The following is a 24,655-nucleotide window of genomic DNA, read 5'->3' on the forward strand; positions in this document are numbered from 1 at the left end:
AAAAAAGTTGTCTTTTATACTTAAGCTAAATTAGTCATTACTTAAGTTTTCTGTCTATTTCAAAAGAGCTAACAAGACAATTAATAAGTGTGAAATTAAGACAAGTTCTTAGTTGACTAAGCGACGCTTGCTAAATAAAAAATCAGAATTAGATTCAGGAAACGCTTTGAATCAATAGTTTGGTAGGGATATATGATGTTATCTCGGGGGTGTTTGATTTATTTATCTGATGCTTTAACTTAATTTAGTGAGTTGAGCGACGTGCTTTAATAAGCTTCCGTCAATGTTAGGTAAATCATCAGCGAAAAATATCTGAGCACCGGGAGTGCAGCGCATTAATATATTTGTTAGTTCACCTTCATTGTTGGAAGTGTTAACTGCGTTAAGTTTCGCTAATTTATTACAAAGCTCGTCCTCTATTTGCACTTTCTGCTCTTCGGTGAGCCTAATGCGACCTATACATACGCCTGGGTTGATATCATGAGAAAGCGAATCTTGTTGAAATCGCTCTTTGAATAAGGTGTCTAATGCCGTACCTTCTTCCATAATAAATCGACGACCAGAACGGTAAAACAAGCCGTCTCCGAAGTTTTCGACATATCCTAGAATTTCCGCGATACGCAAATAGAATCGTAAGCTTGTATCAGAAAGTCCGTAAGTTTGGGCTATCTCTTGCGGTTTAATATCACGAGAAGTCAGCATATAAATAAAATCAAGTAAATAAGGATGCTCAACGAAAAGGGCGCTCTCTTCATCTGTTAGCATTTGCTCGTTTTGGTGCTGAAGCTCGTTGGCTAAGGTTGCGAGTTCGATGAGATCGGTATTCAGGTAGTTCAGATAAATAAGTACTTTATCCAAACCTAAAGCTGGATTATGTAGGTGGCGTTTAATACTAGATAAAGGGATGCCACTTTTCTCTGACAAGGAATTGTAGCAAAGCCCTTCTTCTTTAATCTTTTGTCGTAGCGCTGCAAGTAAAAACTTTGGTCCAACATTCATCCTTGAATATCACCTTATTCGTTATTCCGTTTACTGGCTGATATTTTGCCTTTCAAGCAGCAGGTTTCGAATCGCTGTGCCTGCTTCTAGAATGTGCTTTTTCAGTAGGTACTTGGCGCCTTCGATATCGCGATTTTGGCACATTTCAAACAAGCTTAAGTGCTCTTCTTCTGCCTTTTTAATGCCTGTAGTAAACAATAGCTGCATGCGTATGTATCGGTCACACTTTGTGTTCAGGTTGTAAATGACGTCCATAGTTTCAGGCATGTTGGCTGGCGCATATAGGGCTTTGTGGAACTCGTAGTTGTAGTTGCTCCATTCTTCTACTTCGTCGCCACTGTTCACTACTGACTCGAAACGTTCGCGAACTTCGCGCGCGCGTTCAAGGTCAGCGTCTGTCATATTTTGAATCGCGCGCTCTAAAATGTGGCATTCCACGACAGCGCGCAGTTCAAATAGCTCATTGATTTTCTCTGAAGATAGCTCAGTGACCGTCGCACCTTTGTGAGGTTCAAAGCTAACGAGTCCTTGTGCTTCCAATTGAACTAACGCTTCACGCACAGGAATTCGGCTAACATTAAACTCTTTTGCTAACGCATCTTGACGTAAAGGTTGACCAGTTTTTAACTCGCCCTTCAAGATCTGAGTTCGAATTGCTTCCTCAACGAGCTGAGTGCGCGTTTTAAAAACAGGTTTCTGTGACATTGAAGTCTCCCGTGAAATTAATATTGTATCCAATCCATTTTACTTTAGTAGTTTATTGTTTTTCTGGCACAAACCAACTAGGAAAGAAGGTTTTGAGAAGTAGAGTGAAATAAAAGGCATCAGTTGATGCCTTTTTGAGCCATTTGGTGGGCTTATTGGGACACACTGCCATCTATGGCGCGTTGGATACCCAGTGGGTTCGACGCTTTTAATGAATCCGGCAATAAAGATTCTGGCAAAGCTTGATAAGAGACCGGACGCAACCAACGATGAATAGCCTCCGCACCGACAGATGTTGAGGCAGAATTGGTTGAAGCCGGATAGGGTCCACCATGAACCATAGCGTAACCAACCTCGACGCCAGTTGGCCAACCGTTGAATACAAGGCGTCCGGCGATTTCTTCCAAACTTGGAAGCAGTTGCTTGGCTTGTTCTTCGTCTTCAGCGGTAGCGTGAAGGGTTGCGGTGAGCGATCCAGTCAGTGAATCACTCAGTTTCAACATATCATCGAAATCTTCACAGATTACGATTAACGATTGAGGACCAAATATTTCTTCCTCCCATTGCGGGTTTTCACGCCAGTTTTTACTGTCCGTCACGAACAGTGCTGGTGAGACATTGGTCGCTTCTGCTTGTTCAGAACGAGTGACGTTAATGCCTGTTTCGGAAGCTCGCTTATCCACTTCGGATTCATACGTTTCTCGGATTCCTTGCGTTAGCAAAGTGGCCGTTGATTGTTGTCGAATTAACCCTTGAGCGATTTCGATAAAGGCTTGCGTTTCTGGGCTATTCAAGACAAATACAACGCCTGGTTTTGTACAAAATTGTCCACAGCCCAAAGTCATAGAAGCCACAAATTCTTCAGCCAATGATGCGTTTGCCCGTATGGCTGAAGGGAGAATAAATGTTGGATTAATCGCCCCTAGTTCGCCATAGAAGGGGATTGGCTCTGGTCTTTGCTGGGCTAGATTGAACAGCGCACGGCCACCACCGACTGAACCTGTAAACCCAACCCCTTTAATTTTTGGATGGGTAACGAGTGCTTGGCCAAGTGCACGTTTGTTGCCTTGCAATAGCGTGAAGATGGCTTGCGGTAAGCACTCTTTCTCAAGTGCAGCCTCAATACACTCGGCAACAAGTTGACTGGTGCCAGGGTGGGCGGTATGGCCTTTTACAATCACAGGACAGCCAGCTGCCAGTGCCGAAGCCGTATCACCACCTGCCGTAGAAAATGCGAGCGGAAAATTAGACGCACCAAACACGGCGACAGGGCCAATTGCGATTTGTTGACGGCGAATATCTGGTTTTGGCAGTGGTTGACGGTTTGGGTTTGGCGTATCGAAAATTGCTTGATGGTGATTACCCGATCTCACAACCTCGGCAAATAGTCTTAATTGGCTCGCGGTACGTCCTATTTCACCGCTTAAACGTGCTTCGGGAAGGGCAGTTTCTAAATGAGCACGAGCAACGATTTCTTCACTCTTCACTTCCAATTCAGAGGCGATAGAGCAAAGTAAGCTCGCTCGCTTTGCATTGCTTAGTTGGCGAAACTCACGCGCAACGCTTTGGGCGGCTGAGGCGGCTTGATTAACTTCTTGCTCTCCATGTACCGGAAACGCTATAGGTAGAGGCTCACCAGTAAAGGCGTTGACTGCGTAAAAAGTGGTTGGTTCTTGTGGGTTCATCATTCTTCCTTACTATCCTTATTACTTCACTTCAAATCCGTACGCATATGGGTCTTCATCGTCTACCCATATCGTGTTGTGACCGTATACTTGTGCCCATCCTTCAATGCTTGGCAAAATAGCGGCTTTGCCATTCACTTCGGTAATGCCTTCTATACGTCCTTGAAATAGGCTGCCGATGATACTTTCGTGAACAAAGTCTTCCCCTTGATTGAGCTTGCCTCTTGCATGCCATTGCGCCATACGTGCACTTGTTCCCGTACCACATGGCGAACGATCCAACGCTTTGTCGCCGTAAAACACAGCATTTCGAGCGGTGGCGTTTTCTTGAGTGGGCTCTCCGGTCCATAGCACGTGAGAAACACCGCACACTGTTGGATCTTCTGGATGTACGCACTCAACCGCTCGAGATACCGCTTCGCGAACTTTTGGTGAAAGCATCAAAATTTCATCTGGAGAGTAGTGTTCAAGTCCGGCGTAGTTTTCTTGAGGATCGACGATTACGTAATAGTTTCCGCCATAAGCAACATCGACAGTGAGCTCACCTAAGCCCTCTATGTCCACGGTTACGTCTTGGTGGGCAAGGTAAGCTGGTACGTTAAATATCTTCACCGACGTGACCTTGTCACCTTTTGTTTGGTAGTGCACTTCGATTTGTCCTGCTGGGACATCAAGTATCAAACGGCCTTCTTTTTTGGGAGTGATAAGGCGATTCTCGATAGCGGTAGTGACGGTTCCAATGGTGCCGTGGCCACACATTGGTAAGCAGCCACTGGTTTCAATAAACAGAATTGAAGCGTCTGCGTTATCGCTGCAAGGAGGCAAGACAACGGACCCCGACATCATCGAGTGTCCGCGAGGCTCAAACATGAGTGCCTGACGAATCCAATCATAATGCTCAAGAAAGTATTGGCGCTTTTCGCTCATGGTATTGCCTTCGAGTGGAGGCACACCGCCTGCTACCAGCCTAACTGGGTTGCCGCAGGTGTGGGCATCAATACAGAAAAAAGTTCCTTGTCTCATTTTTCGCTCCTTGCTGAAAAAATGGTTGAATTAAACAATAGTGATGTTAACGTAATGTAAAATATATTGTATACAATCTACGTTTTCAAGTGTGACTCGGAGCATATTTATGTTGGTCAAGGATGAAACTAAAAAGGAAAGGATCGCTGTGATAGGTGCGGGGATTATTGGCTTATCAATTGGCTTGAAATTGCAGCAGCAAGGTTATCAAGTCACGATTTTTGATCCCAATGGCGTGGGGAATGGATGCTCTAAGGGAAATGCAGGCCATATCGCGACTGAGCAAATCTTCCCTCTTGCAACGCCAGCGCTGCTTCCACAATTACCTAAAATGCTGCTAGATCCCAAAAGTCCGGTTTCGATCCGTTGGCAAGATATTCCAAACACAATCGGGTGGATGATTCGTTTTCTATTACAAACCAAGCCATCAGCCGCGGAGCGGGCAAAAAACGCGATTAAGAGTCTTAACGAGCGGTCAGTGGCAAGTTGGCGTGGCATGCTTGATTCAATCGGAAAAGCGCATCTAATAAAAATGAATGGTTCATTGCTCACTTTTGAAAACGAGAAACTGTTTCAGAATTATCAAAGTACGCTTAACTCACTGGCTAAAAACGGTGTGACGCATCAAGTTTGGACACAAGAGGAGATTCGAGAGCGGATACCTGATCTCAGCCATAAGGTTCGTATCGGAGTCTTTTTTCCCGAAACCGGTCATACTCTAGACCCTTATCAGCTCTGTGCTGAGCTAAGTGAAGCCTTTGAAGAGCTTGGCGGTAAGGTTTTACAAAAAGGTGTATCTGCGTTGGCGAAAAATGGCGATGTGCTGGTTGAGTCTCAAACACATTCATTTGACCGAATCATTGTTGCCGCTGGTGTACATTCTAAGCCTTTGATACGGGAACTAACCGGAGTCAAAGTGCCTATTCAAGCCGAGCGTGGTTATCACCTAATGGTGGATGACAAGCGTGATGTACTGCCATTTCCTATTAGCTCTGCCGATAGAAAATTCATCATGACTCCGATGTCTGGTGGGCTACGCTTGGCAGGCACTGTTGAGTATGCCGATGTAGAATCACCACCCAATATGAAACGTTCAGAAATGCTTTTTCAGTTAGGTGATGAGATGTTTGAATCGGGGTTAAATCCACTCAAGCAAGGAGAAAAGTGGATGGGGAATCGGCCTTCAACAGTCGACTCGTTACCGGTTATTGATAGCATTTGGGATGGAAATGTATTACTGACATTTGGCCACCAACACCTTGGATTAACTCAAGCGGCGATTACGGCAGATCTCCTTTTAGAGCTTATCGAAGGAAAGCCAACATCGATTGATCTTTCACCTTTTTCACTACAACGATTTGCCTGAAAAATTTAATATTAAATATTGTATAAAATATATTAAATGCTAATGTTAACTTAATTTTAACAAAAACTGGTATCCAACAGCCGTACTCGGATGCCTCCAGAAAAACAACCAAAAGGAGTAAAACATGTCACGAATGACCAAAGCACCATTGGCGCTGTTGATTTCAGGAATGCTGTTGGGGACCTCTGCTTATGCTGAAGACAAATTGACGGTCGTATCTTGGGGTGGTGCATTCACCAAGAGCCAAGTGGAGGCATATCATAAGCCTTTCATTAAAAAAACAGGTGTTGAGATCGTATCCGAGGATTTCAGTGGCGGATTAGCCGAAATTAAAGCGCAGGTGGAAGCGAACAATGTGCGCTGGGATTTGGTTTCTCTCGACAAGCCGGACATTGTTCGTGGTTGCGCCGAAGGGTTACTAGAACCAGTGAGCCCAAGTATTTTGCCTCCGGGCGCAGATGGAACACCAGCACAAGAGGATTTCATTGATGGTGCGATTCACGAATGCGCAATCAATACCATCGTTGTGTCCACAGTATTAGCGGTGAACGAAGACGCGTTTAAAGGTAAGGCTTTGCCTAGCAAGTTGACCGATCTTTTTGACCTAAAAACTTTTCCAGGTCGACGTGCATTGCAAAAACAACCTCAGGGTAATCTTGAGTGGGCACTATTGGCTGATGGTGTAAAGCCAGAAGAGGTCTACAGCCTGCTCGAAACCGAAGCCGGGCGTGAGCGTGCGTTTGCTAAGTTGGATACGATCAAATCAGAAGTGCTGTGGTGGACAACAGGTGCCCAGCCACCTCAAATGCTTGCAGACAAAGAAGTGGTGATCGCCTCGGCGTTTAACGGCCGAATCCACAATGCCCGTAAAGATGAAGGTCAACCATTTCGGATTATATGGGACCGTCAAATGGGTTACATGAATGGATGGGCGATACCTAAAGGGAGTGAGAACACAAAGCTTGCATTGGACTTCATTGCTTTTTCTTCAGGAACAAAACCATTAGCTGATCAAGCTAAGTACGTTGCCTATGGGCCTACGCGTAAGTCGTCTTCGGCGGAGGTGAACCCAGACATTTTAGCGAACCTTCCTACCGCACCTCAAAACTTCCAAACCGCCTTCCTGATTAACGATGAATGGTGGTCAGACTACGCGGATGAACTCAATGAAGAGTTCAACACCTGGCTGCTTAACTAGGCGTTAATTTTTGTATGGGGCCGAGTTTTCATCCATAAGCGAGGTTCCGTACTTTTCCTCAACTGTATTTATGTTTTCGGAGAAATAATGAAAGTCATCGAAGCACAGCAAGTCGCGCAATGTTTAACAATGAAGTCTCTTATTGAAACGATGCGTGAAATGTACTCGCGGCCAGCAACAATACCTCAACGCCGAGTCATGCCCTTAGAAGAGGGAGAATACGAGGCGTTTGCGCTACTTCCAGCTTGGAACCAGGAGTTGATTGCGGTGAAAGCCTTTACGTATTTCCCGCATAACCCTGAGCAAGGCAAAGATACGCTTGCATCTAAGCTGCTTGTTTTTAGACGAAACGATGGTGAGCCGCTCGCACTCGTGGACGGTAAAGTTTTAACGTTTTGGCGCACCGCCGCAGCTTCTGCGTTGGCAGCGGACTATTTAGCGCGTCCCGATGCTGATCGTCTGTTGATCTTCGGAACGGGCAATCTTGCGCCTTATTTTGCGTGGGCATACGCTGCGGTTCGCCCACTTAAGCAGGTTTATATTTGGGGGCGTAACTCAGATAAAGCCGAGGCGACGGTAGATGCCATTGTGTCATCTTCAGAGTATCAGTCGCTTCCTGATGAGCGTCGGTTCCGTGTTTCAGTCGTAGAAAAAGTGGACCACGTTATCAAACATGTTGACATCATCAGCTGTATTACTGCATCAGCAGAGCCTTTGTTTAATGGCGCAGACGTGCAGCAGGGCACCCATATTGATTTGGTCGGTAATCATGACTTGGACAAGCGTGAATGCGACTCCGAAGCAGTGCAACGAGCACAGGTGTATGTTGATAGCCGTATTAATGTATTAGCCGAAGCGGGCGATCTTCTCATTCCAATTCAAGAGGGCGTGTTCACTTCAGACGATATCAAAGGGGAATTACCGCAGCTTTGCGCCCAACAAATCTCAGGACGTCAAAACGATGAGGTCATTACTTTATACAAATCAGTTGGCAGTGCTTTGTCTGATTTGGCCGCTGTAAAGGCGGTGTTGTTAGAAAATGGCATAGATAGCCATGTCTGAGCATTTTCGCTCGTTCATTTAAATTGCATACAATATACATATAAGGAAAGTAGTTCATGAAAATTGATTGGAAAGGTGTTTATCCGGCGGTCAGTACGCAATTTCGTCAAGATCAGTCAATTGACTTAGACGCAACGCAAACCGTTATAGACAACCAGATTAAAGATGGTGTGAATGGCATTATCTGCTTGGGTACTGTCGGTGAGAACTGTGCGTTGTACCCGGAGGAGAAACGCCAGGTCTTGCAAGCGGCAAAAGAAGTCGTAAATGGCCGTGTGCCTTTGATTGCTGGTACAGCAGAGTCTATTACCACAGCAGCTGTTGATTACATGCAGGATGCGCACAAAATTGGTATCGATGGTTGTATGGTGATGCCTGCCATGGTTTACCGCACGTCTGAGAGCGAAACGTTCGAATATTACCGCACGCTAGCAGAAGCAACGCCAGAAATGCCAATCATGATTTACAACAACCCGGTTGCTTATGGTGTCGATGTAAACCTCGATATTATGGCGAAACTGGCTGAGTTTGAAAGTATTGTAGCTATCAAAGAGTCGACCACTGATACTCGTCGTATCACTGAGCTTTACAATAAATTTGATGACCGCTTTACCGTGTTCAGTGGTGTTGATGACATCGCTCTTGAATCATTGATGCTAGGTGCGACCGGCTGGATTTCTGGTTTAACCAACGCATTCCCAGAAGAATCCGTCGCGATTTATAAACTGGCAAGCCAAGGTCGTTATGCTGAAGCGTTAGAAATCTACCGTTGGTTCTTACCGCTACTGCGTTTAGACACCATTCCTACGCTGGTTCAGTGCATAAAATTGGCCGAGCAAGTCTGCGGACGTGGCTCTGAACAGGTTCGTGCGCCACGCCAACTCTTACAAGGTGAAGAGCGTCAACAAGTCATTCAAATGGTTGAACATGCGTTAGAAACCCGCTTAGACCTATCCAAATACAATCTGTAATTGTGCTGTTTAGTAGAGCGTTAACTGACGCTCTACTTATTCGTAATATTCAAAAAATGAGAAGAGGGAAGTCATGAGCACGGAAAACAAGGACTATGTCAGCTTTCAACACGTTAAGAAAACCTACGATGGCACGAATTTGGTGGTGAAAGACTTCAACTTAGATATTGCTCCTGGAGAGTTTGTTACTATGTTGGGGCCGTCAGGATCGGGCAAGACCACTTGCTTGATGATGCTAGCAGGCTTTGAAACTGCGACCGGTGGAGACATTTATATTGATGGCGTTCCTGTTAATCATCTCGCGCCGCACAAGCGCGATATTGGTATGGTGTTTCAAAACTATGCGTTGTTTCCACATATGACCATTGCTGAGAATCTTGCGTTTCCTTTAAAGGTGCGAAAACTCGACAGTGACACGATTCAAAGCAAAGTTCAGAGTGTATTAGAAATGGTCGAGCTTGAGCATGTTGCGACTCGATACCCGAAGCAGTTATCAGGTGGTCAACAACAGCGTGTTGCGTTAGCGCGAGCATTAGTGTTTGAGCCTAAACTCGTGTTGATGGATGAACCACTAGGCGCGTTAGATAAGCAGCTGCGTGAGCAAATGCAGATGGAAATTAAACATTTGCATGAAAAGCTTGGCATTACCATTTTGTATGTGACGCACGATCAAGACGAAGCTCTCACTATGTCCGACCGTATTGCGGTTTTTAATCACGGCGAAGTGCAACAACTCGCGACACCAACCGAGCTTTATGAATCTCCGAGTAATACGTTTGTTGCGCAGTTTATCGGAGAAAACAACCAACTCTCAGGTTTAGTCAAAGAGTGGGACGGAAAGTATTGCCAAGTGCTCGTTGGGAAAGAGTTATTTACTGCGAAACCTGTCAGAGTCTCTGAGCAAGGGCAGAGAACAACACTTTCCATTCGACCAGAAAAGATTGTTATTCAACCAGAGAAAGCGTCTTGTGAGAACCAAGTCTCGGGCGTCCTACGAGAATTGATTTATCACGGTGATCATTATCGTCTGGTAGTCGAAGTAGAGAGCGTTGGTCACTTCATCGTTAAAGTACCTAACGATAATCGTAAACACTTGCAGTTAACGCCTGGCTCAATTTGTCGTATTGGTTGGCAAAGTGACGATTGCCATGCTCTTGATGGGACACAAACTCAAAGTAGCGAGGTAGCAGCATGAGTCGAGAGCTAACCGCATTAGATTCTGTATTGGAAATCGAACGCCAAGTTCATGAGCAAGAAACCAATTTGAAAGCGCAGTTGCAAAAGGCCGAGCGCCGAAAAAAGCTTCGCTCCATTATGCTCACAACGCCATTGGTGTGTTTTGTTCTGCTTACGTTTGCTTTTCCTATCCTCGACATGCTTTATCGAAGCGTGGATAACCGAGAAATATCCCTGTCACTACCACAAACTATTCAAGCCTTAGAAAGTTGGGATTATCAAGGTCAGCCTCATCAAGAAGTCATTGAGGCATTCTCTGTTGAAGTACTTGCGCTTTATCAAAGCAAAGAGCTGCCGAAAATAGCCAACCGGATGAATATTGAAGAGTCAGGTATGCGCAGTTTACTCATGAAAACCGGCAGAAAGTTGTCTCGTTTGACGTCGCTGCCGAGCTCGGTGACACAGCTAGCTAAGCTGGATAAGCGTTGGGCTAATCCTAAATATTGGGCGGCGTTTAAGAATCTTAGTGGCGCATTAACATTCAGTCACTATCTTGCAGCGCTAGACTTGCAAGTGAATGAGTTTGGAGACATTGAACCCCAACCAGAAAAACGCCAAATATACGTCGACCTTTTCTTTAAAACTTTTTGGATGTCTATTTCAATCACCTTAATTTGTTTGGTGATGGCGTACCCCGTTGCTTACCTGCTTGCCAATTTACCTGATAAGCGCGCGAACTTACTTTTAATCATTGTGCTGCTGCCATTTTGGACATCATTATTAGTCAGAACCACGTCTTGGATTGTTCTGCTGCAAAACCAAGGGGTCATTAATGATCTCCTTATTTGGTCGGGTTTTACTTCTGAGCGAATTCAGATGATTCACAATACCTTCGGAACGGTGGTGTCTATGGTGCACATTCTGTTGCCTTTTATGATCCTGCCTCTGTATAGCGTAATGAAAGGAATTAGCCCAACTTATTTCCGTGCCGCTCGTTCTCTAGGCGCGACGCCTTTCATTGCGTTCATCAAAGTTTATATGCCGCTTACGTTACCGGGGATAGGTGCGGGGGCCTTGCTTACTTTCATTCTTTCTATTGGCTTCTACATTACGCCCGCTTTGGTTGGTGGAAGAAGCGGACAGATGATCTCCAATATGATTGCCTATCATATGCAGACATCACTGAACTGGGGGATGGCTGGCGCATTGGGTGGACTGCTTTTGTTCGTTGTACTGGTTCTGTTTTATATGTTCAACCGTGTGGTTGGCATTAACAACCTTAAGGTAGGGGGATAACCATGGCATTACCAAACTATGCATCAAAAGTAGAGCGAGTTGCTTACGCAGGTTACTTAGCTTTTTGTGGGGTGGTGCTGTTCTTTTTAATCGCTCCAATTCTGACCATCATCCCGTTATCGTTTAATGCAACGCCTTACTTTACTTTTACCGAGGGGATGTTAAACCTTGACTCGGCAGCGTATTCTACTCGCTGGTATCAAGAAATGTTTACTAGTGATCAGTGGCTGTTGGCGCTGAAAAACAGCACGTTTATTGCTTTTATGGCGACACTCGTTGCAACAGGGCTAGGAACTCTGGCGGCGTTGGGTTTAGCAAGTAGTAACTTGCCTTTTCGCAATACGATTATGGCGCTGTTGATCTCACCCATGATCGTACCAGTCATTATCTCTGCTGCTGCGATGTACTTTTTCTACACACGCCTTGGCTTATCACAAACTTATTTAGGCGTCATTTTGGCACACGCTGCGTTAGGTACGCCTTTTGTCGTCATTACCGTTACTGCGACGTTAAGCGGCTTTGACCATAGCTTGGTAAAAGCGGCGGCTAGCTTAGGAGCAAACCCTGTTTATACTTTCAGACACATTACCTTTCCTCTGATTCGTCCGGGGATGATTTCTGGCGGCTTGTTTGCTTTTGGCACTTCGTTCGACGAGGTTGTGGTGGCGTTATTCCTGACTGGGGCAGAACAAAAAACCGTTCCTAGGCAGATGTGGTCAGGAATTCGAGAGCAAATCAGTCCGACTATATTGGCGGTCGCTACGTTGCTGATTTTTATGTCGGTGTGTTTGCTCGTGACTTTAGAAGTTCTACGTAGGCGTAATGTACGCATTCGAGGCATTCAAGAATAACCAAACTTTTTCTTTGTTGCTCGCTACGCACTTTTGTTTAGGTGCTCCTCAATTTTTGACCAAATGCGCCTCATTGTAGGCGCTTGTCTTTTGTGTTTATCATCAGCGATGACTGACATATCACTCTGGTAGCTTAATGCCAGCTTGCTCGAAACGTGCCAAAGGCGACTTGTTCGATTGCTGATACCAACTAGCTGGCATGTTTGATTTAAGTTGCGCTTTTTCTTCCTTGCTAATCACAACATAGTGCAAAAACGTATTAAGTGTGGTTACCATCACGTCAAACGTCATTTCCCCATCTTTGCTGATGGTTTTCAATAACCCAACGACGGTTTCCTCAGAGACTAACGGTTCAACCACCGCGTTTTTTCGCTCTTTTATTGATGTTGAAGCGGGCAGTCTTGCACGTGCCGTCTCCCAGCAAACTTTGTTGGTTTTACTGACAAGGTTGTGCTTGTAGCAGTAGTAACTGAATAAAAAGCGTGGCAGGTTTTGCCAGCGTTCGGCTTGGACTTCTAACCAAAGATGTTGTAGCTCAATATCAGCGTCGGTCATAGGAGTTGTTTAGCAAAAAGAAAAGAAACCATTTTATCGCTTTTGTGAGGAGCAATAAAAGATATTTGAATGGAAAGATAAACAACTAGTTGATCAATATTACTAAAGCAAATCGATTTCTGGCAAGCTCGTGCAACGGCAACTCGAGTACCAAAAACTGACACCGTCACGTTCAGTTGTTAACAAAATGTTTCATCTTGTCTTGCGAGTAGATTATATGGAGATGCTCTTGCAGTAATAAGGGCAGTGGCGATGCAAAAGACGTAATGCATCTAAGGAAAACTCAATATAGAAGAAATTAGATGGAACTGAAGACTTTGAGTGTCGCGATTGCGACAACATTAACCAGCACTGGCGTATTTGCGTTAAGCGAGCCAGTTTCTCAAGTTACAGAGCAACATGCACATTCGGCTCATACACACGGTGTTGAATCCAATCGAGTTGAATACCAACCAACCGCAACTCTCCCTATTCAGCCTTCCAAGGCAACTCGAGTACAGTCACTTGAAAGCCTTGATGAGTCGAGCACTGCTTGTGATTTGGAAGCATTGGTTACCGAAAGCAGTAACCAATTGATCGGCGAAATTTTAAGTCAGGGCGCGACGTGTGTGAACCAGCTATTCTCTGCTGAAAGTCGGATTCAAGAGTCGGTATTTAGCTCCGCTCATATGTACAACATTGCGAAGCGTACTACGACATTGGCGAAGGGGTATACAGGTGGCGGGAGCGATGAACTAGAAACGTTGTTCTTATACTTACGCGCGGGTTATTACGCCGAGTTTTACAATGACAACATCTCATTTATTGAATGGGTCACACCAGCGGTGAAAGAATCCGTGGATGAGTTTGTTAATAACGCAAACTTCTATGAGAACAGCGACCGTCACGGCAAAGTGCTTAGTGAAGTCATCATCACTATGGATAGTGCGGGCTTGCAGCACGCGTACTTACCGCAAGTGACCCAATGGCTTACACGTTGGAATGATCAATACGCCCAGCACTGGTATATGCGCAATGCAGTTAACGGTGTTTTCACTATTTTGTTTGGTGGGCAGTGGAACGAGCAATTTGTGCAAATAATTGGCAACCAAACGGACCTTGCCAAAGCTTTAGGCGATTTTGCTCTGAGGGCATCATCAATCGGTGCTGAAGATGAGTTCATGGCCGCGAATGCGGGGCGAGAGCTCGGGCGTTTGACCAAGTATACGGGTAACGCGAGTTCTGTTGTGAAGAGTCAGCTGAGTCGAATCTTTGAACAGTATGAAATGTATGGTCGGGGTGACGCGGTTTGGCTTGCGGCGGCGGACACTGCCTCATATTACGCAGATTGTAGTGAGTTCGGAATTTGTAATTTCGAAACTGAGCTAAAAGGCTTAGTGCTATCGCAAACTTATACTTGTAGTCCAACAATTCGAATATTGTCCCAGAATATGACGCAAGAGCAACACGCGGCCGCATGTTCTAAAATGGGTTACGAAGAGGGTTACTTTCATCAGTCATTAGAAACTGGTGAACAGCCAGTAAAAGATGACCACAATACTCAGCTCCAAGTCAATATCTTCGATTCAAGCACCGATTATGGTAAGTACGCAGGGCCAATTTTCGATATTAGTACTGACAATGGCGGTATGTACTTGGAAGGCGATCCTTCCCAGCCGGGGAATATTCCCAACTTTATTGCTTATGAAGCCTCTTATGCGAACGCGGATCACTTTGTCTGGAACTTAGAGCACGAATACGTGCATTACTTAGATGGTCGATTTGATCTCTATGGAGGGTTTAGTCATCCAACTGAAAAAATAGTGTGGTGGAGTGAAGGCATTGCAGAGTATGTCGCTCAAGAAAATGACAACCAAGCAGCACTTGAGACGATTTTAGACGGCTCGACATATACCTTAAGTGAGATTTTCGAGACTACTTATGATGGGTTTGATGTCGATCGAATTTATCGTTGGGGGTACTTAGCTGTACGTTTTATGTTTGAAAATCATAAAGATGACGTAAACCAAATGCTGGTGGAAACACGCCAAGGGAATTGGAGCAATTACAAAGCAACGATCACCCAATGGGCGAATTTATATCAAAGTGAGTTTGAGCAGTGGCAGCAAGCCCTTGTCTCAAATGGTGCACCTAATGCAGTCATAACCGCAAACAACAAGGGGAAAGTCGGTGAAAGCATTACATTTAGCAGTGAAAACAGTACAGACCCAAACGGGAAGATCGTCAGCGTCTTATGGGACTTCGGTGATGGCTCGACAAGTACACAAACCAAGCCGACGCACCAATATGGGAGTGAAGGGGAGTATTCGGTCAGTCTAAGTGTGACAGACAGTGAAGGCTTGACGGCAACCGCCACTCATAGTGTTGTTATCTCAACGTTGGGCGGTAATGACACATTGCCACAAGACTGCGCGGTGCAAAGTAAAGTAAGCGGTGGGCGCCTAACAGCAGGAGAGCCTGTTTGCTTGGCAAATCAACAAACCATTTGGCTGAGCGTGCCAGCGGTGAATGAGAGCTCAAATCTGGCGATAACGACGGGGAACGGTATGGGCAACCTAAAGCTTGAATACAGTAACTCTGGTTGGCCGGATGGTGCTAATCTTCACGGGTGGTCAGATAATATTGGTAATGGAGAGTGTATTACGTTGTCAAATCAGAGTAACTACTGGGGCTACGTTAAAGTCTCTGGTGACTTTGAGAATGCCGCCATCGTCGTTGATTTTGATGCTCAGAAGTGTCGTCAGTAGGGCATTTTAACTGCATCATTTTAATTTAATTGATCGCCTCGCTAACATTGCGGGGCGTTTTTGTTTTTCACGCCGTTATCTCTATAAAAAAACCAGCCCGAAGGCTGGCAAACAAGGAGTTTGAGATGAAAATGAAAACGTTATAAAGCTTGCTGATATCCTATTTCTCAATAAGTTGGGTTGTGCGTTGAAGCCAGTTTTTATCTTGCGTATCAAGAAAAGGGCTAAGTGCTTGATAGACTCGTGAATGGTAATGATTGAGCCAGTCTAGCTCTGCTTGATCTAGCATTGATAAATCAAGGGCGTTGGTCGCAATTGGAGCAAGAGTGATGGTCTCAAAACCGTAAAACGTGCCGAACTCATTTTGTTCTACTTCTACAACTTTAAGAATGTTCTCTATTCTTACCCCGTACTCACCTTCGCGATAAACGCCTGGCTCATTAGTAATGACCATACCCGGTTTTAGTTCAACCTCGTGGTGGCTTTGCGAGAAATTTTGTGGGCCTTCGTGAACATTCAAGCAAACGCCCACGCCGTGTCCAGTGCCGCACTTGTAATCAATACCATGTTGCCATAAGACGCCACGCGCCATGATATCAAGATTGGCACCCGTAGAGCCTTTCATGAATCGAGTCTGAGTCAGTCGGATGACCGCTTTGAGCACCAAGGTATAATCTTTGCGCTGCTTAATGGTCGGTGACCCGAAGTGGAAAGTACGGGTGATGTCTGTTGTCCCGCCAAGGTATTGGCCACCAGAATCGACGAGAAAGAAGTTGCTTTCATTGACTGCCGCATTGCTTTCTTCATCGGCGGCATAATGCATTTTTGCCCCGTGAGCTGCGAAGCCTGCGATAGTGCGGAAACTGTCACTCACATAATGTCGGGTTTGACGGCGATAGTGATTCAGTTGTGCCTCAGCAGACAATTCTGTAACGAGTCCGCTTGGAACTTGCTCTTCGAGCCAGTTCATAAACCTTACGATTGCCACACCATCATCTGTTAATGCCTGTTCTAGGCTAGTTAGCTCGGTCGCATTTTTTATGGCCTTCATTGCCGTTACAGGGCAAGCCATTGGCTTTAGATTCACATTCCCTTCAATCGAACTCACCAATAAGCTGTCTGTGTGGGTCGGGTTAAAAGCGAGCGATAATCCCTCACATTGCTGATTCAAATACTGACTTACGTAGTTGTAATGGCGAATGTGTACACTCTGATCGGTCAGCGCTCTTTCAACGTCTTGAGGCAGTTTGGCTTTATCAATAAACAGTGTCGCAAGTGATTGCTCTACGACTAGATAGGCTTCAGAAACTGGGCAGTAATTCGTATCACCACCTCGAATATTCATTGTCCACATGACATCATCTAGCGTTGACACTAATAAGCTATCTACTTGGTTCTCGGTTAACCAAGAACGGATTCTCGCTAACTTATTTTCAGTGTCAACGCCAGCAAAAGCGGTGGGGTGCTCGAATACGGGTGCACTTGGGCGAGGTGGTCTTTCAAGCCAAATCGGTGTGAGTAAATCCAGGTCGAGAATGATCTTAATGTTTTTCGCTTCAAAGGTTTGTTTGAGGCCTTGATAAAAAGCGTAACTGATGGCGCGCCCGTCAACCGCGATAATACTGTTTTCTGGTAGCGTGGTAGCCAGCCATTTGGCAACTGTCGGCGTTTCTGGTTGTTTGGCTTTAAACAGTTCAAGTCCTGTGCCGTGTAACTGTTCTTCAGCTTGAATATAGTAACGACCATCAGTCCACAGGCCACCACCTTGTTGGGTAATGACGACATCGCCTGCTGAGCCGGTAAAACCTGAAATCCAGCTTCGCGCTAACCAATGATCCGCTGAGTATTCACTGTTATGTGGGTCATTGTTGGTCACGATATATGCAGACACGTTGTGAAAGGACATTGCCTCACGTAATAACGTAAGGCGTTGGTTTACTGAGTTAGTATTGTTCATTAAATGGTTCCTAAAGTCATATTTGAGCAATAGATATGATGCTGCTCCGAGCCTGTTTTTATTGGGTTCTGTTGCCCGCATACTTCTGTGGCTTCTGGGCATCGAGTACGAAAAACGCAACCGCTCGGTGGGTTAAGTGGAGAAGGAAGATCGCCGGGCAATAGTTGTATTTCACGGTCACGTGCTAATTGCGGATTAGCTATCGGGACAGCAGATAACAGTGCTTTGGTGTAGGGGTGTTGTGCATCATCAAATACTTTATCGTAACGTCCTACTTCCATAGGTTTACCAAGATACATCACCATAACGCGGTCGCTGATATGGCGCACCACGCTTAAGTCGTGCGCAATCATCACCAGTGTTAACCCCATTTCTTGTTTAAGATCGTCTAGAAGATTGATGACCTGAGCTTGTATGGAGACATCTAGCGCACTAACAGGTTCATCACACACGACCAAATCTGGATTGAGAATTAACGCTCTAGCAATGCCCACACGCTGGCATTGACCTCCGGAAAATTCATGTGGATAGCGGTTTCGCTGGCTCGCCAAGAGACCCACTTTATCCATCATAGCGATGACACGCTTTTCTACCTCTGCCCGTTTAAGCTTTGGCTCGTGGGTGAGCAGTGGTTCGGCGATGCATTCTGAGATGGTTAACCTCGGATTCAAACAAGCGGATGGGTCTTGAAACACCATCTGAAATTCTCTGCGTCGAGAGGAAAGCTCTTTTTTACTAAACCCGAGCATGTCTTGACCTTTCCAAGTCAACTCGCCATGTGTAGGTTCAATTAAGCGAAGTAAGGCGCGTGCAAGTGTTGATTTTCCGCAGCCTGATTCCCCCACAATGCCAAGTGTCTCACCTCGGTAAACATCTAAGTCGATACCATTGACCGCTTTCACGATTTTACGTCGACTTGGAATAAGATGACGTGAAACAGGAAAGTGGACGTTTAAATCACGAGCAGACATGAGGACTTCTTTTTTATTCATAACGCCTCCTTAAGCTTTTATTTGAATGGGAGTGATAACACTGGGTGCTTTAACGTGACAGGCAATGGACTGGCTCGTGTTTAATGGGGAAAACCGTGGGGTTTCGTATTGGCAACGCGTCTCTCGATGCTCGCACCGCTCTCTAAACGGACACCCTTGATGGTTAATCAACGCACTTGGTGGGTTACCTGGGATGGTTGGTAAACGTGGCATATCTTCAGTGATAGAAGGAATAGCCTTTAGCAGGCCTTGAGTATAGGGGTGAGCAGGTTGAGCGAACAATGTCTCGGTATCTGATTGCTCCATTTTTTGACCACCATACATGACCAATACGCGATCACACATCTCGGCGACGACGCCCATATCGTGAGTGATCAGTAAAATTGCGGTGTTGAACTCTTGTTGTAAGTCTCGTAATAGCGTCAAAATTTGAGCCTGAACGGTTACATCTAATGCGGTGGTTGGTTCGTCTGCAATTAACAACTCGGGCTTACACAACAAGGCCATCGCTATCATGATTCGCTGACGCATTCCGCCAGATAGCTCGTGAGGGTATTGATTCATCCGAGTTTCGGGAGAGGGAATACGCACCGCATCTAACATGTGAATCGATTCAATTTTTGCTTGTTTTCGGCTCATTCCTTTATGAATCATGAGAACTTCACAAAGCTGTTTGCCAATTTTCATGAATGGATTGAGTGACGTCATCGGATCTTGAAAGATCATTCCGATTTTCTCTGCACGGATGCGGTTGAGCTGCTTTTTAGACATCGCGAGTAAATCATCACCGTGGAACATCGCGCTGCCAGACACGGCGCCGTTGTCCGCGGTTAACCCCATTAATGCGAAAACAGACTGGCTTTTTCCCGAACCTGATTCCCCAACAATCCCAAGAGTTTCGCCCGCTTTAATCGAGTAGGAGAGATTACTGACCGCTTGCACTTGCCCATCTGGCGTATCGAAGCGCACGTTCATGTTTTCAATAGATAGCATGGGTTTGTCCTTATCGGTCTTTCGGGTCAAGAGCATCACGCAAGCCATCGCCGATGAAGTTAAAACAAAAGAGGGTGGCAACTAAAAACAGAGAGGGAAAAAGCAGCATCCACAATGCAACGTCAATCGTTTTTGCGCCTTCGGAGATTAGGATTCCCCAGCTCGTGTCTGGTGGTTGAACACCAAGCCCTAAGAAGCTTAAAAACGATTCGAACATAATGAATCCTGGTACCATTAAGGAGGAATAAACCATCACGATCCCAAGCACATTAGGCAGAACATGGCGTCGGACAATTGTCAATTTAGAAACCCCAATAGAGTGTGCGGCTTCGATGAACTCTCGCTTTTTTAGACCGAAGGTGACACCACGTACAACACGGGCAATGCCCAGCCAAGATACCATTCCGATCACGATAAAAATCAGGTAGATGTTGTTGCCAAAAAGGGTAACAAACAGGATAACCATAAACATAAATGGCACCGAATCGAGCACCTCAATAATGCGCATCATTACGCTATCGACAACGCCGCCAAGATAGCCGGAAATACTTCCCCAAATCGTACCAATAACAACGGCGACTAAGGCGCCAACAAAACCCACCAAAATAGAGAGCCTGCCACCTTGCATCGTGCGAGCGAAGACATCTTGCCCGAGATCATCGGTACCAAAGTAATGGCCACTGCTCAGTGAAGGTTTCCCTAGCTCGTATGGATCGATGAGCACTTCCCAGTCAATTTCATCATGGCCAAAAGCGGCAAGAGAGGGGCCGAAAGTGATGCATAAGGTAATGAAAGCCAAAACATACACTGATGTCATCGCGGCTCTGTTTTTACGAAATCGAGTCCATGCATCCTGCCAAAGACTGCGACCTTCGACGGCTTCAATATTGTCGACGACTTGATCTTGAAGAGCTTGTGTATCCAGTTTTTTGATCGTTAACATACCGGACTCCTAAACGCGTATACGAGGGTCGATAATCGTATATAGCAAGTCGACCACAAGGTTAAAGAAGATAGTGAGTGAAGCGACAATCAGAGTAATGCCCATTACTAGGCCGTAGTCGCGGTTGAGAGCCCCAGACACAAAGTGTTGTCCCATGCCACCTGTACCAAAGAAAATGTCGATAATCACCGAGCCTGTCACGACAGAAACAAACGCAGGGCCGAGCATCGCAACGACGGGAATCAGGGATGGTCGCAAAGCGTGATGGAATAAAATGTAGGTTGTGGACAAACCTTTGGCTTTTGCCGTTCGAATGTATGGTTGGTTGAGCGTTTCAATCATTGCGCCACGCATGACGCGTGCAATACTCGCAATGGAGCCAATCGCTAGGCTGAGCACGGGAAGAACAAGAAAAGCCAGCTTTCCTCCTTCCCAACCACCAGCAGGGAACCAGCCGAGCTGAATAGCGAAGATCATGACTAAAACTGGAGCAAGCACGAAAGCCGGAACCACAACTCCAGTCATCGAAAGTGTCATCAGGCCGTAATCTAGGCGGCTATTTCGGTTCAATGCCGCAATGGTGCCAAGCAACATGCCAAGTGGAACGGAAATACAAAAGGAGAGCACGCCTAATACTGCTGAAACTGGCCATGATTGTGCGACGAGCTGTGTAACACTGAAGTCTTGATAAACGAAGCTCGGACCGAGATCTCCTTGTATGAAATTACCAATGTAAATCCAAAACTGAGTAAGGAAGGGCTGGTCCAAATGGAATTTTGCTTCGATATTCGCACGTACCACCTCTGGCATAGGCCGTTCCATATCAAATGGCCCCCCTGGTGCAATGTGCATCAGCCAAAATGATACGAGTGCGATGAATAGAAGCGTGGGGATAGCGATAGCTAATCGCTTAACAATGTACCAAATCATGATCCATCATCCTTTGGTCATCCGAAATCACTTCGAAGGGTTATGAATAAAAAAATGGTCTGAGCTCAGGTTGCCTTCTCCACCGAGAGATATGAGGAACGGCAAGTAAACATTGAACTTGCCGACTCAGACCGAAAACATGCTTTTAGTGGGCTGTTACATAGACATTCTTGCGGTAGTACGACGACTCAGGGTTTGTCAGTTCGTAGCCGCCCACGTAAGGCTTGATGAGGTATTGATCGTTACCCGGACGATAAATAGGAATAATGGCCATGTCTTCAATCAGCATGCTTTCTGCTTGTAAATACAGTTCTGATGGGTTGCTCATGGTCTTTGAGCGAGCCATTAACTCGTCGTATTGCGGGTTGTTATAACGAGAATCGTTGTACTCACCACTAGAAACGAAGATATCCAACCATGTAGAGGCTTCATTGTAGTCGGCCGTCCAGCCGCCGCGAGTAATGTCGGTCGGCTCTTTAAGTGCGTAGAACACTTTCGGTTCTAGCTGTTTTATCGTGACTTGCGCACCCAATCGGCTTTTCCACATGCCTGCCATGGTGGTTGCCATTTTTACGTCCATCGAGAAAGTTGGTACGGTAAACGTTAACTTAAGCGGATTGCTTTTATCGTATCCAGCTTCTGACAGTAATTGCTGCGCTTTTTCGATACGTTTATGGCGGTTCCAAGTTGCGAACTCAGGAGTGTGAGATTTAAAACCATCTGTTTGAGGTGGCACAAGGGTATACATTGGAACCCCACCGTTTCTCAAAATAGCACTCGTTAACAGTTGACGGTCAATGGCATATGAGAGGGCTTTACGAACCCGAACGTCTTTTGTTGGCCCTTGTTGAGTGTTGAGGTAATAGAATGTGGAGCCAAGAGACGCACTGGTGCTTGCCACCTCTTGTGGGCGTTGTTGAATTAACTTTTTCTTCTGAGCGGCAGGAATGGAAACCGCTTGGTCTATCTCACCAGCTAGGTAGCGGTTTAGCACTACGTTTGCATCACCAATTGGTAGCCAAGTGACTTTTTCCAGCACTACATTGCTTGCGTCCCAATAATGTGGATTTTTAACCATCACCAGTTTTTCGTTAACTTTCCATTCAGAGACAGTAAACGCACCATTTGTAACGATATGCTCAGGCTGGGTCCAACGGTTGCCATGTTTTTTAACGGTCGCTTTGTGAACGGGGGCAAGCACTGGATGACTTAATAGTTTCGTAAAGAAGGGAATAGGCTCTTCGAGTGTTACCTGGAATGTTTTTTCATCCAGCGCCTTCACGCCCAAAGACTCAGGCTCGGCTTCGCCCTTCATAATCGCTTGCGAGTTTTCGATATTTGGAATGGCCGCAAACCAAGCGTAGGGTGAAGCAGTGCTTGGATTCAGTAAGCGTTGCCAGCTGTAGACAAAATCTTGTGCAGTGACCGTTTCGCCATTTGACCATTTTGCATCACGTAAGTGGAAGGTATAAACCGTATTGTTGTCATTGACTGACCAAGACTCAGCAACACCAGGAATGGTTTTACCTTGCTTATCTTGAATGACCAGACCTTCAAACAGGTCTCGACCGAGATTAAAAGCGGGCTCTGCGGCTTGCTTGGCTGGATCAATAGAAGTAACTTCAGCTCCATTGTTTAGCGTAATTTCTTGTGTCTCATCGAGGGTCACACCTGCGGGATACGGCGCGGCATAGCTTGATGTTGCCAGTATTGGACTCATCATCGACGCTAATAAAAGCAACTTAGGTAATTTCATCCTTGTCTCACTCTTTTCATCCTGAAAGATGCCAAAAATGTATATTGTATAAATTGTCTACACAATCGAGTTTTAACATTACTGTAACAGGGTGTCAGGTGTTGAGCTGTCTGGTCTCAAAAAGTGAGCTAGGGGAATTTCTTTGAAGATCTGATATCAAGTTGGCATGACGGGAAGTAATTTTGCTTCGATACAAATTAAAATCCCCTTCAAACACAGGCTAGAAGGGGAAGATAGTCAGTCTCTCTTCAAAAGGCACGACGTTAACTGACTAGGAAATGTTTCACGAACTCAGTGATTTTGACCATATCACTTACCGCGATAAACTCTTCTGTCGTGTGTACTTTTGCCATGCCAGTTGAAAGGTTGACCGTTGTGAGACCTTTCTTGTTAAAGTTGTTGGCATCGCTACCGCCGCCAGTGCCTTTTGTGAAGGCGTCAATTCCCAACTCTGAAAACGCTGCTTTTATAGCGTTTACGTGTGGGTGGTTTTCTTCAATAACAAAAGCGTCGTAGGCTCGGCTAGATTCAATTTCGACTTCTGCACCGTGTTTTTTACAGACAGACTCTAATGTTGAGATCATATGATTGACCTGAGCATCTAGTTTATCGCCATTCAGGGAGCGTGCTTCTGCCACGATTTTTAATTCAGGCATAACAATGTTTGTGGCCTGACCGCCGTTAACCATACCGATGTTGGCTGTCGTTTCTTCGTCGATGCGCAGCAGCTTCATTTGGTTGATAGCATCAGCCGCCACCATGATCGCACTGATGCCTTCTTCTGGCGCAAGCCCTGCGTGTGCTGGTCGACCTTTGATTTTTGCCATGATCTTTTGCTGGCCTGGGGCTGCGGTCACAATGGTGCCAATAGGGCCACCCGTATCTAACACGATTGCTTCCGTTGAAGTGACGTGTGACATATCGAAGTATTGTGAACCGAATAAACCGCCTTCTTCATACACGGTGAAAGCAAGTTCTAACGTTTTGTGCTCACGGTTTTCCGCTTGAATACAACGAACGGCTTCCATGATGGCAGCAATACCAGATTTATCATCGCCACCGAGAATCGTATGGCCTTTTGAACGGATAATGCCGTCTTCGATGAGTGGCTCAATGCCAATACCTGGAGTGACCGTATCCATATGACAGCTCATTAGGATAGAGCCGTCTTTTTTGCCGTCTAAACGGGCGTACACGTTAAAACCGTTAGAAATGTGCTCAGGCACTGGAAGCTTGTGCACGGTAAAGCCTAGCTCGCCTAGCTGTTCTGCCAGTGTTTCTGCAATTTGTTTTTCGTTTTTTGATTCGCTGTCGATACGTACTAGTTGGCAAAAGTGTTTAACTAGGCGTTCTTGATTAATGTGTGTCATTAGATGTCTCTTTTTCTGATCGAGCGTGAAGCCTTGTGGCTCGGCTCGATAGGGAACAGAGCACCACTTATGGCACAGTT

General features: G+C 45.7%; 20 protein-coding genes. 8 read left to right on the forward strand and 12 right to left on the reverse strand.

Annotated elements, in window-relative coordinates; all coding sequences use genetic code 11:
• Positions 1–234: 234 nt before the first annotated feature.
• The 4 genes from R8O70_RS15700 to R8O70_RS15715 all read right to left on the reverse strand — a co-directional run bounded on the left by R8O70_RS15700 (position 235) and on the right by R8O70_RS15715 (position 4,412).
• Positions 235–999, reverse strand: coding sequence for a hypothetical protein (locus R8O70_RS15700; RefSeq protein ID WP_005377865.1), 765 nt, complete (start codon positions 997–999; stop codon positions 235–237).
• A gap of 30 nt (positions 1,000–1,029) precedes the next feature.
• Positions 1,030–1,704, reverse strand: a complete 675-nt coding sequence (locus R8O70_RS15705; RefSeq protein ID WP_318184251.1) for a GntR family transcriptional regulator — start codon at positions 1,702–1,704, stop codon at positions 1,030–1,032.
• A gap of 152 nt (positions 1,705–1,856) precedes the next feature.
• Positions 1,857–3,389 (reverse strand): aldehyde dehydrogenase (NADP(+)), encoded by a 1,533-nt coding sequence (locus R8O70_RS15710; protein WP_213874526.1) that lies wholly within the window; start codon positions 3,387–3,389, stop codon positions 1,857–1,859.
• A 21-nt stretch (positions 3,390–3,410) separates the two neighbouring features.
• The gene (locus R8O70_RS15715; protein WP_005389764.1) at positions 3,411–4,412 is read right to left on the reverse strand and encodes a 4-hydroxyproline epimerase; all 1,002 of its coding nucleotides are present in this window, start codon (positions 4,410–4,412) and stop codon (positions 3,411–3,413) included.
• Positions 4,413–4,521: 109 nt separating this feature from the next.
• On the opposite strand from R8O70_RS15715, the gene R8O70_RS15720 reads away from it, so the two are divergent.
• From R8O70_RS15720 to R8O70_RS15750, 7 genes are all read left to right on the forward strand, one after another.
• On the forward strand, positions 4,522–5,778 hold the full coding sequence (locus R8O70_RS15720; protein WP_138939944.1) for an NAD(P)/FAD-dependent oxidoreductase: 1,257 nt from the start codon (positions 4,522–4,524) through the stop codon (positions 5,776–5,778).
• Positions 5,779–5,902: 124 nt separating this feature from the next.
• Positions 5,903–6,976, forward strand: coding sequence for a polyamine ABC transporter substrate-binding protein (locus R8O70_RS15725; protein WP_017633955.1), 1,074 nt, complete (start codon positions 5,903–5,905; stop codon positions 6,974–6,976).
• An 87-nt stretch (positions 6,977–7,063) separates the two neighbouring features.
• Positions 7,064–8,038: an ornithine cyclodeaminase family protein gene (locus tag R8O70_RS15730; protein WP_256895893.1), complete on the forward strand. Its 975-nt coding sequence runs from the start codon at positions 7,064–7,066 to the stop codon at positions 8,036–8,038.
• 56 nt (positions 8,039–8,094) lie between these two features.
• Positions 8,095–9,009, forward strand: coding sequence for a dihydrodipicolinate synthase family protein (locus R8O70_RS15735; RefSeq protein ID WP_033905160.1), 915 nt, complete (start codon positions 8,095–8,097; stop codon positions 9,007–9,009).
• A gap of 73 nt (positions 9,010–9,082) precedes the next feature.
• Positions 9,083–10,204 carry an ABC transporter ATP-binding protein gene (locus R8O70_RS15740; protein ID WP_054866064.1) on the forward strand — a complete coding sequence of 374 codons (1,122 nt, stop codon included), beginning with the start codon at positions 9,083–9,085 and terminating at the stop codon, positions 10,202–10,204.
• Complete coding sequence (locus R8O70_RS15745) at positions 10,201–11,481, forward strand: ABC transporter permease (protein WP_318184252.1); 1,281 nt, start codon at positions 10,201–10,203, stop codon at positions 11,479–11,481. The genes R8O70_RS15740 and R8O70_RS15745 overlap by 4 nt, the downstream gene beginning before the upstream one ends.
• 2 nt (positions 11,482–11,483) lie before the next feature.
• Positions 11,484–12,332, forward strand: a complete 849-nt coding sequence (locus R8O70_RS15750) for an ABC transporter permease (RefSeq protein ID WP_006741629.1) — start codon at positions 11,484–11,486, stop codon at positions 12,330–12,332.
• A gap of 120 nt (positions 12,333–12,452) precedes the next feature.
• Here R8O70_RS15750 and R8O70_RS15755 read toward each other — a convergent pair whose 3' ends face one another.
• Positions 12,453–12,887 (reverse strand): hypothetical protein, encoded by a 435-nt coding sequence (locus R8O70_RS15755; RefSeq protein WP_165401694.1) that lies wholly within the window; start codon positions 12,885–12,887, stop codon positions 12,453–12,455.
• Positions 12,888–13,189: 302 nt separating this feature from the next.
• Here R8O70_RS15755 and R8O70_RS15760 point away from each other — a divergent pair, with 302 nt between their 5' ends.
• Positions 13,190–15,634 (forward strand): collagenase, encoded by a 2,445-nt coding sequence (locus R8O70_RS15760; RefSeq protein WP_318184253.1) that lies wholly within the window; start codon positions 13,190–13,192, stop codon positions 15,632–15,634.
• Positions 15,635–15,794: 160 nt separating this feature from the next.
• On the opposite strand, the gene R8O70_RS15765 is transcribed toward R8O70_RS15760, so the two are convergent.
• The 7 genes from R8O70_RS15765 to R8O70_RS15795 all read right to left on the reverse strand — a co-directional run bounded on the left by R8O70_RS15765 (position 15,795) and on the right by R8O70_RS15795 (position 24,575).
• Complete coding sequence (locus R8O70_RS15765) at positions 15,795–17,591, reverse strand: aminopeptidase P family protein (protein WP_053350405.1); 1,797 nt, start codon at positions 17,589–17,591, stop codon at positions 15,795–15,797.
• On the reverse strand, positions 17,591–18,583 hold the full coding sequence (locus R8O70_RS15770) for an ABC transporter ATP-binding protein (RefSeq protein WP_005388959.1): 993 nt from the start codon (positions 18,581–18,583) through the stop codon (positions 17,591–17,593). Before R8O70_RS15770 ends, R8O70_RS15765 begins: the two co-directional genes overlap by 1 nt.
• Before the next feature lie 9 nt (positions 18,584–18,592).
• On the reverse strand, positions 18,593–19,576 hold the full coding sequence (locus tag R8O70_RS15775) for an ABC transporter ATP-binding protein (RefSeq protein WP_025766748.1): 984 nt from the start codon (positions 19,574–19,576) through the stop codon (positions 18,593–18,595).
• Positions 19,577–19,586: 10 nt separating this feature from the next.
• A complete protein-coding gene (locus R8O70_RS15780; RefSeq protein WP_005377839.1) occupies positions 19,587–20,519 on the reverse strand; it encodes an ABC transporter permease subunit in 933 nt (310 codons plus the stop codon).
• A gap of 9 nt (positions 20,520–20,528) precedes the next feature.
• Entirely contained in the window at positions 20,529–21,449 is a 921-nt protein-coding gene (gene oppB / locus R8O70_RS15785; RefSeq protein ID WP_005377838.1) for an oligopeptide ABC transporter permease OppB, read from the reverse strand.
• A 145-nt stretch (positions 21,450–21,594) separates the two neighbouring features.
• Positions 21,595–23,205: a peptide ABC transporter substrate-binding protein gene (locus R8O70_RS15790; protein WP_161441560.1), complete on the reverse strand. Its 1,611-nt coding sequence runs from the start codon at positions 23,203–23,205 to the stop codon at positions 21,595–21,597.
• A 263-nt stretch (positions 23,206–23,468) separates the two neighbouring features.
• Positions 23,469–24,575 carry a M20/M25/M40 family metallo-hydrolase gene (locus R8O70_RS15795; RefSeq protein ID WP_086046697.1) on the reverse strand — a complete coding sequence of 369 codons (1,107 nt, stop codon included), beginning with the start codon at positions 24,573–24,575 and terminating at the stop codon, positions 23,469–23,471.
• Positions 24,576–24,655 lie beyond the last annotated feature (80 nt).

Source organism: Vibrio sp. 779(2023) (genome assembly GCF_033344285.1).
GTDB classification, from domain to species: domain Bacteria; phylum Pseudomonadota; class Gammaproteobacteria; order Enterobacterales; family Vibrionaceae; genus Vibrio; species Vibrio alginolyticus.

Excerpts from the sequence above, each read along its gene's own strand:
- R8O70_RS15725 (WP_017633955.1), top strand. The coding sequence starts at position 5,903 with ATGTCACGAATGACCAAAGCACCATTGGCGCTGTTGATTTCAGGAATG.
- R8O70_RS15755 (WP_165401694.1), bottom strand. The coding sequence starts at position 12,887 with ATGACCGACGCTGATATTGAGCTACAACATCTTTGGTTAGAAGTCCAA.
- R8O70_RS15735 (WP_033905160.1), top strand. The coding sequence starts at position 8,095 with ATGAAAATTGATTGGAAAGGTGTTTATCCGGCGGTCAGTACGCAATTT.
- R8O70_RS15705 (WP_318184251.1), bottom strand. The coding sequence starts at position 1,704 with ATGTCACAGAAACCTGTTTTTAAAACGCGCACTCAGCTCGTTGAGGAA.
- R8O70_RS15750 (WP_006741629.1), top strand. The coding sequence starts at position 11,484 with ATGGCATTACCAAACTATGCATCAAAAGTAGAGCGAGTTGCTTACGCA.
- R8O70_RS15715 (WP_005389764.1), bottom strand. The coding sequence starts at position 4,412 with ATGAGACAAGGAACTTTTTTCTGTATTGATGCCCACACCTGCGGCAAC.
- R8O70_RS15740 (WP_054866064.1), top strand. The coding sequence starts at position 9,083 with ATGAGCACGGAAAACAAGGACTATGTCAGCTTTCAACACGTTAAGAAA.
- R8O70_RS15770 (WP_005388959.1), bottom strand. The coding sequence starts at position 18,583 with ATGAATAAAAAAGAAGTCCTCATGTCTGCTCGTGATTTAAACGTCCAC.
- R8O70_RS15720 (WP_138939944.1), top strand. The coding sequence starts at position 4,522 with ATGTTGGTCAAGGATGAAACTAAAAAGGAAAGGATCGCTGTGATAGGT.
- R8O70_RS15700 (WP_005377865.1), bottom strand. The coding sequence starts at position 999 with ATGAATGTTGGACCAAAGTTTTTACTTGCAGCGCTACGACAAAAGATT.
- R8O70_RS15745 (WP_318184252.1), top strand. The coding sequence starts at position 10,201 with ATGAGTCGAGAGCTAACCGCATTAGATTCTGTATTGGAAATCGAACGC.
- R8O70_RS15795 (WP_086046697.1), bottom strand. The coding sequence starts at position 24,575 with ATGACACACATTAATCAAGAACGCCTAGTTAAACACTTTTGCCAACTA.
- oppB (WP_005377838.1), bottom strand. The coding sequence starts at position 21,449 with ATGATTTGGTACATTGTTAAGCGATTAGCTATCGCTATCCCCACGCTT.
- R8O70_RS15790 (WP_161441560.1), bottom strand. The coding sequence starts at position 23,205 with ATGAAATTACCTAAGTTGCTTTTATTAGCGTCGATGATGAGTCCAATA.
- R8O70_RS15730 (WP_256895893.1), top strand. The coding sequence starts at position 7,064 with ATGAAAGTCATCGAAGCACAGCAAGTCGCGCAATGTTTAACAATGAAG.
- R8O70_RS15780 (WP_005377839.1), bottom strand. The coding sequence starts at position 20,519 with ATGTTAACGATCAAAAAACTGGATACACAAGCTCTTCAAGATCAAGTC.
- R8O70_RS15775 (WP_025766748.1), bottom strand. The coding sequence starts at position 19,576 with ATGCTATCTATTGAAAACATGAACGTGCGCTTCGATACGCCAGATGGG.
- R8O70_RS15710 (WP_213874526.1), bottom strand. The coding sequence starts at position 3,389 with ATGAACCCACAAGAACCAACCACTTTTTACGCAGTCAACGCCTTTACT.
- R8O70_RS15765 (WP_053350405.1), bottom strand. The coding sequence starts at position 17,591 with ATGAACAATACTAACTCAGTAAACCAACGCCTTACGTTATTACGTGAG.
- R8O70_RS15760 (WP_318184253.1), top strand. The coding sequence starts at position 13,190 with ATGGAACTGAAGACTTTGAGTGTCGCGATTGCGACAACATTAACCAGC.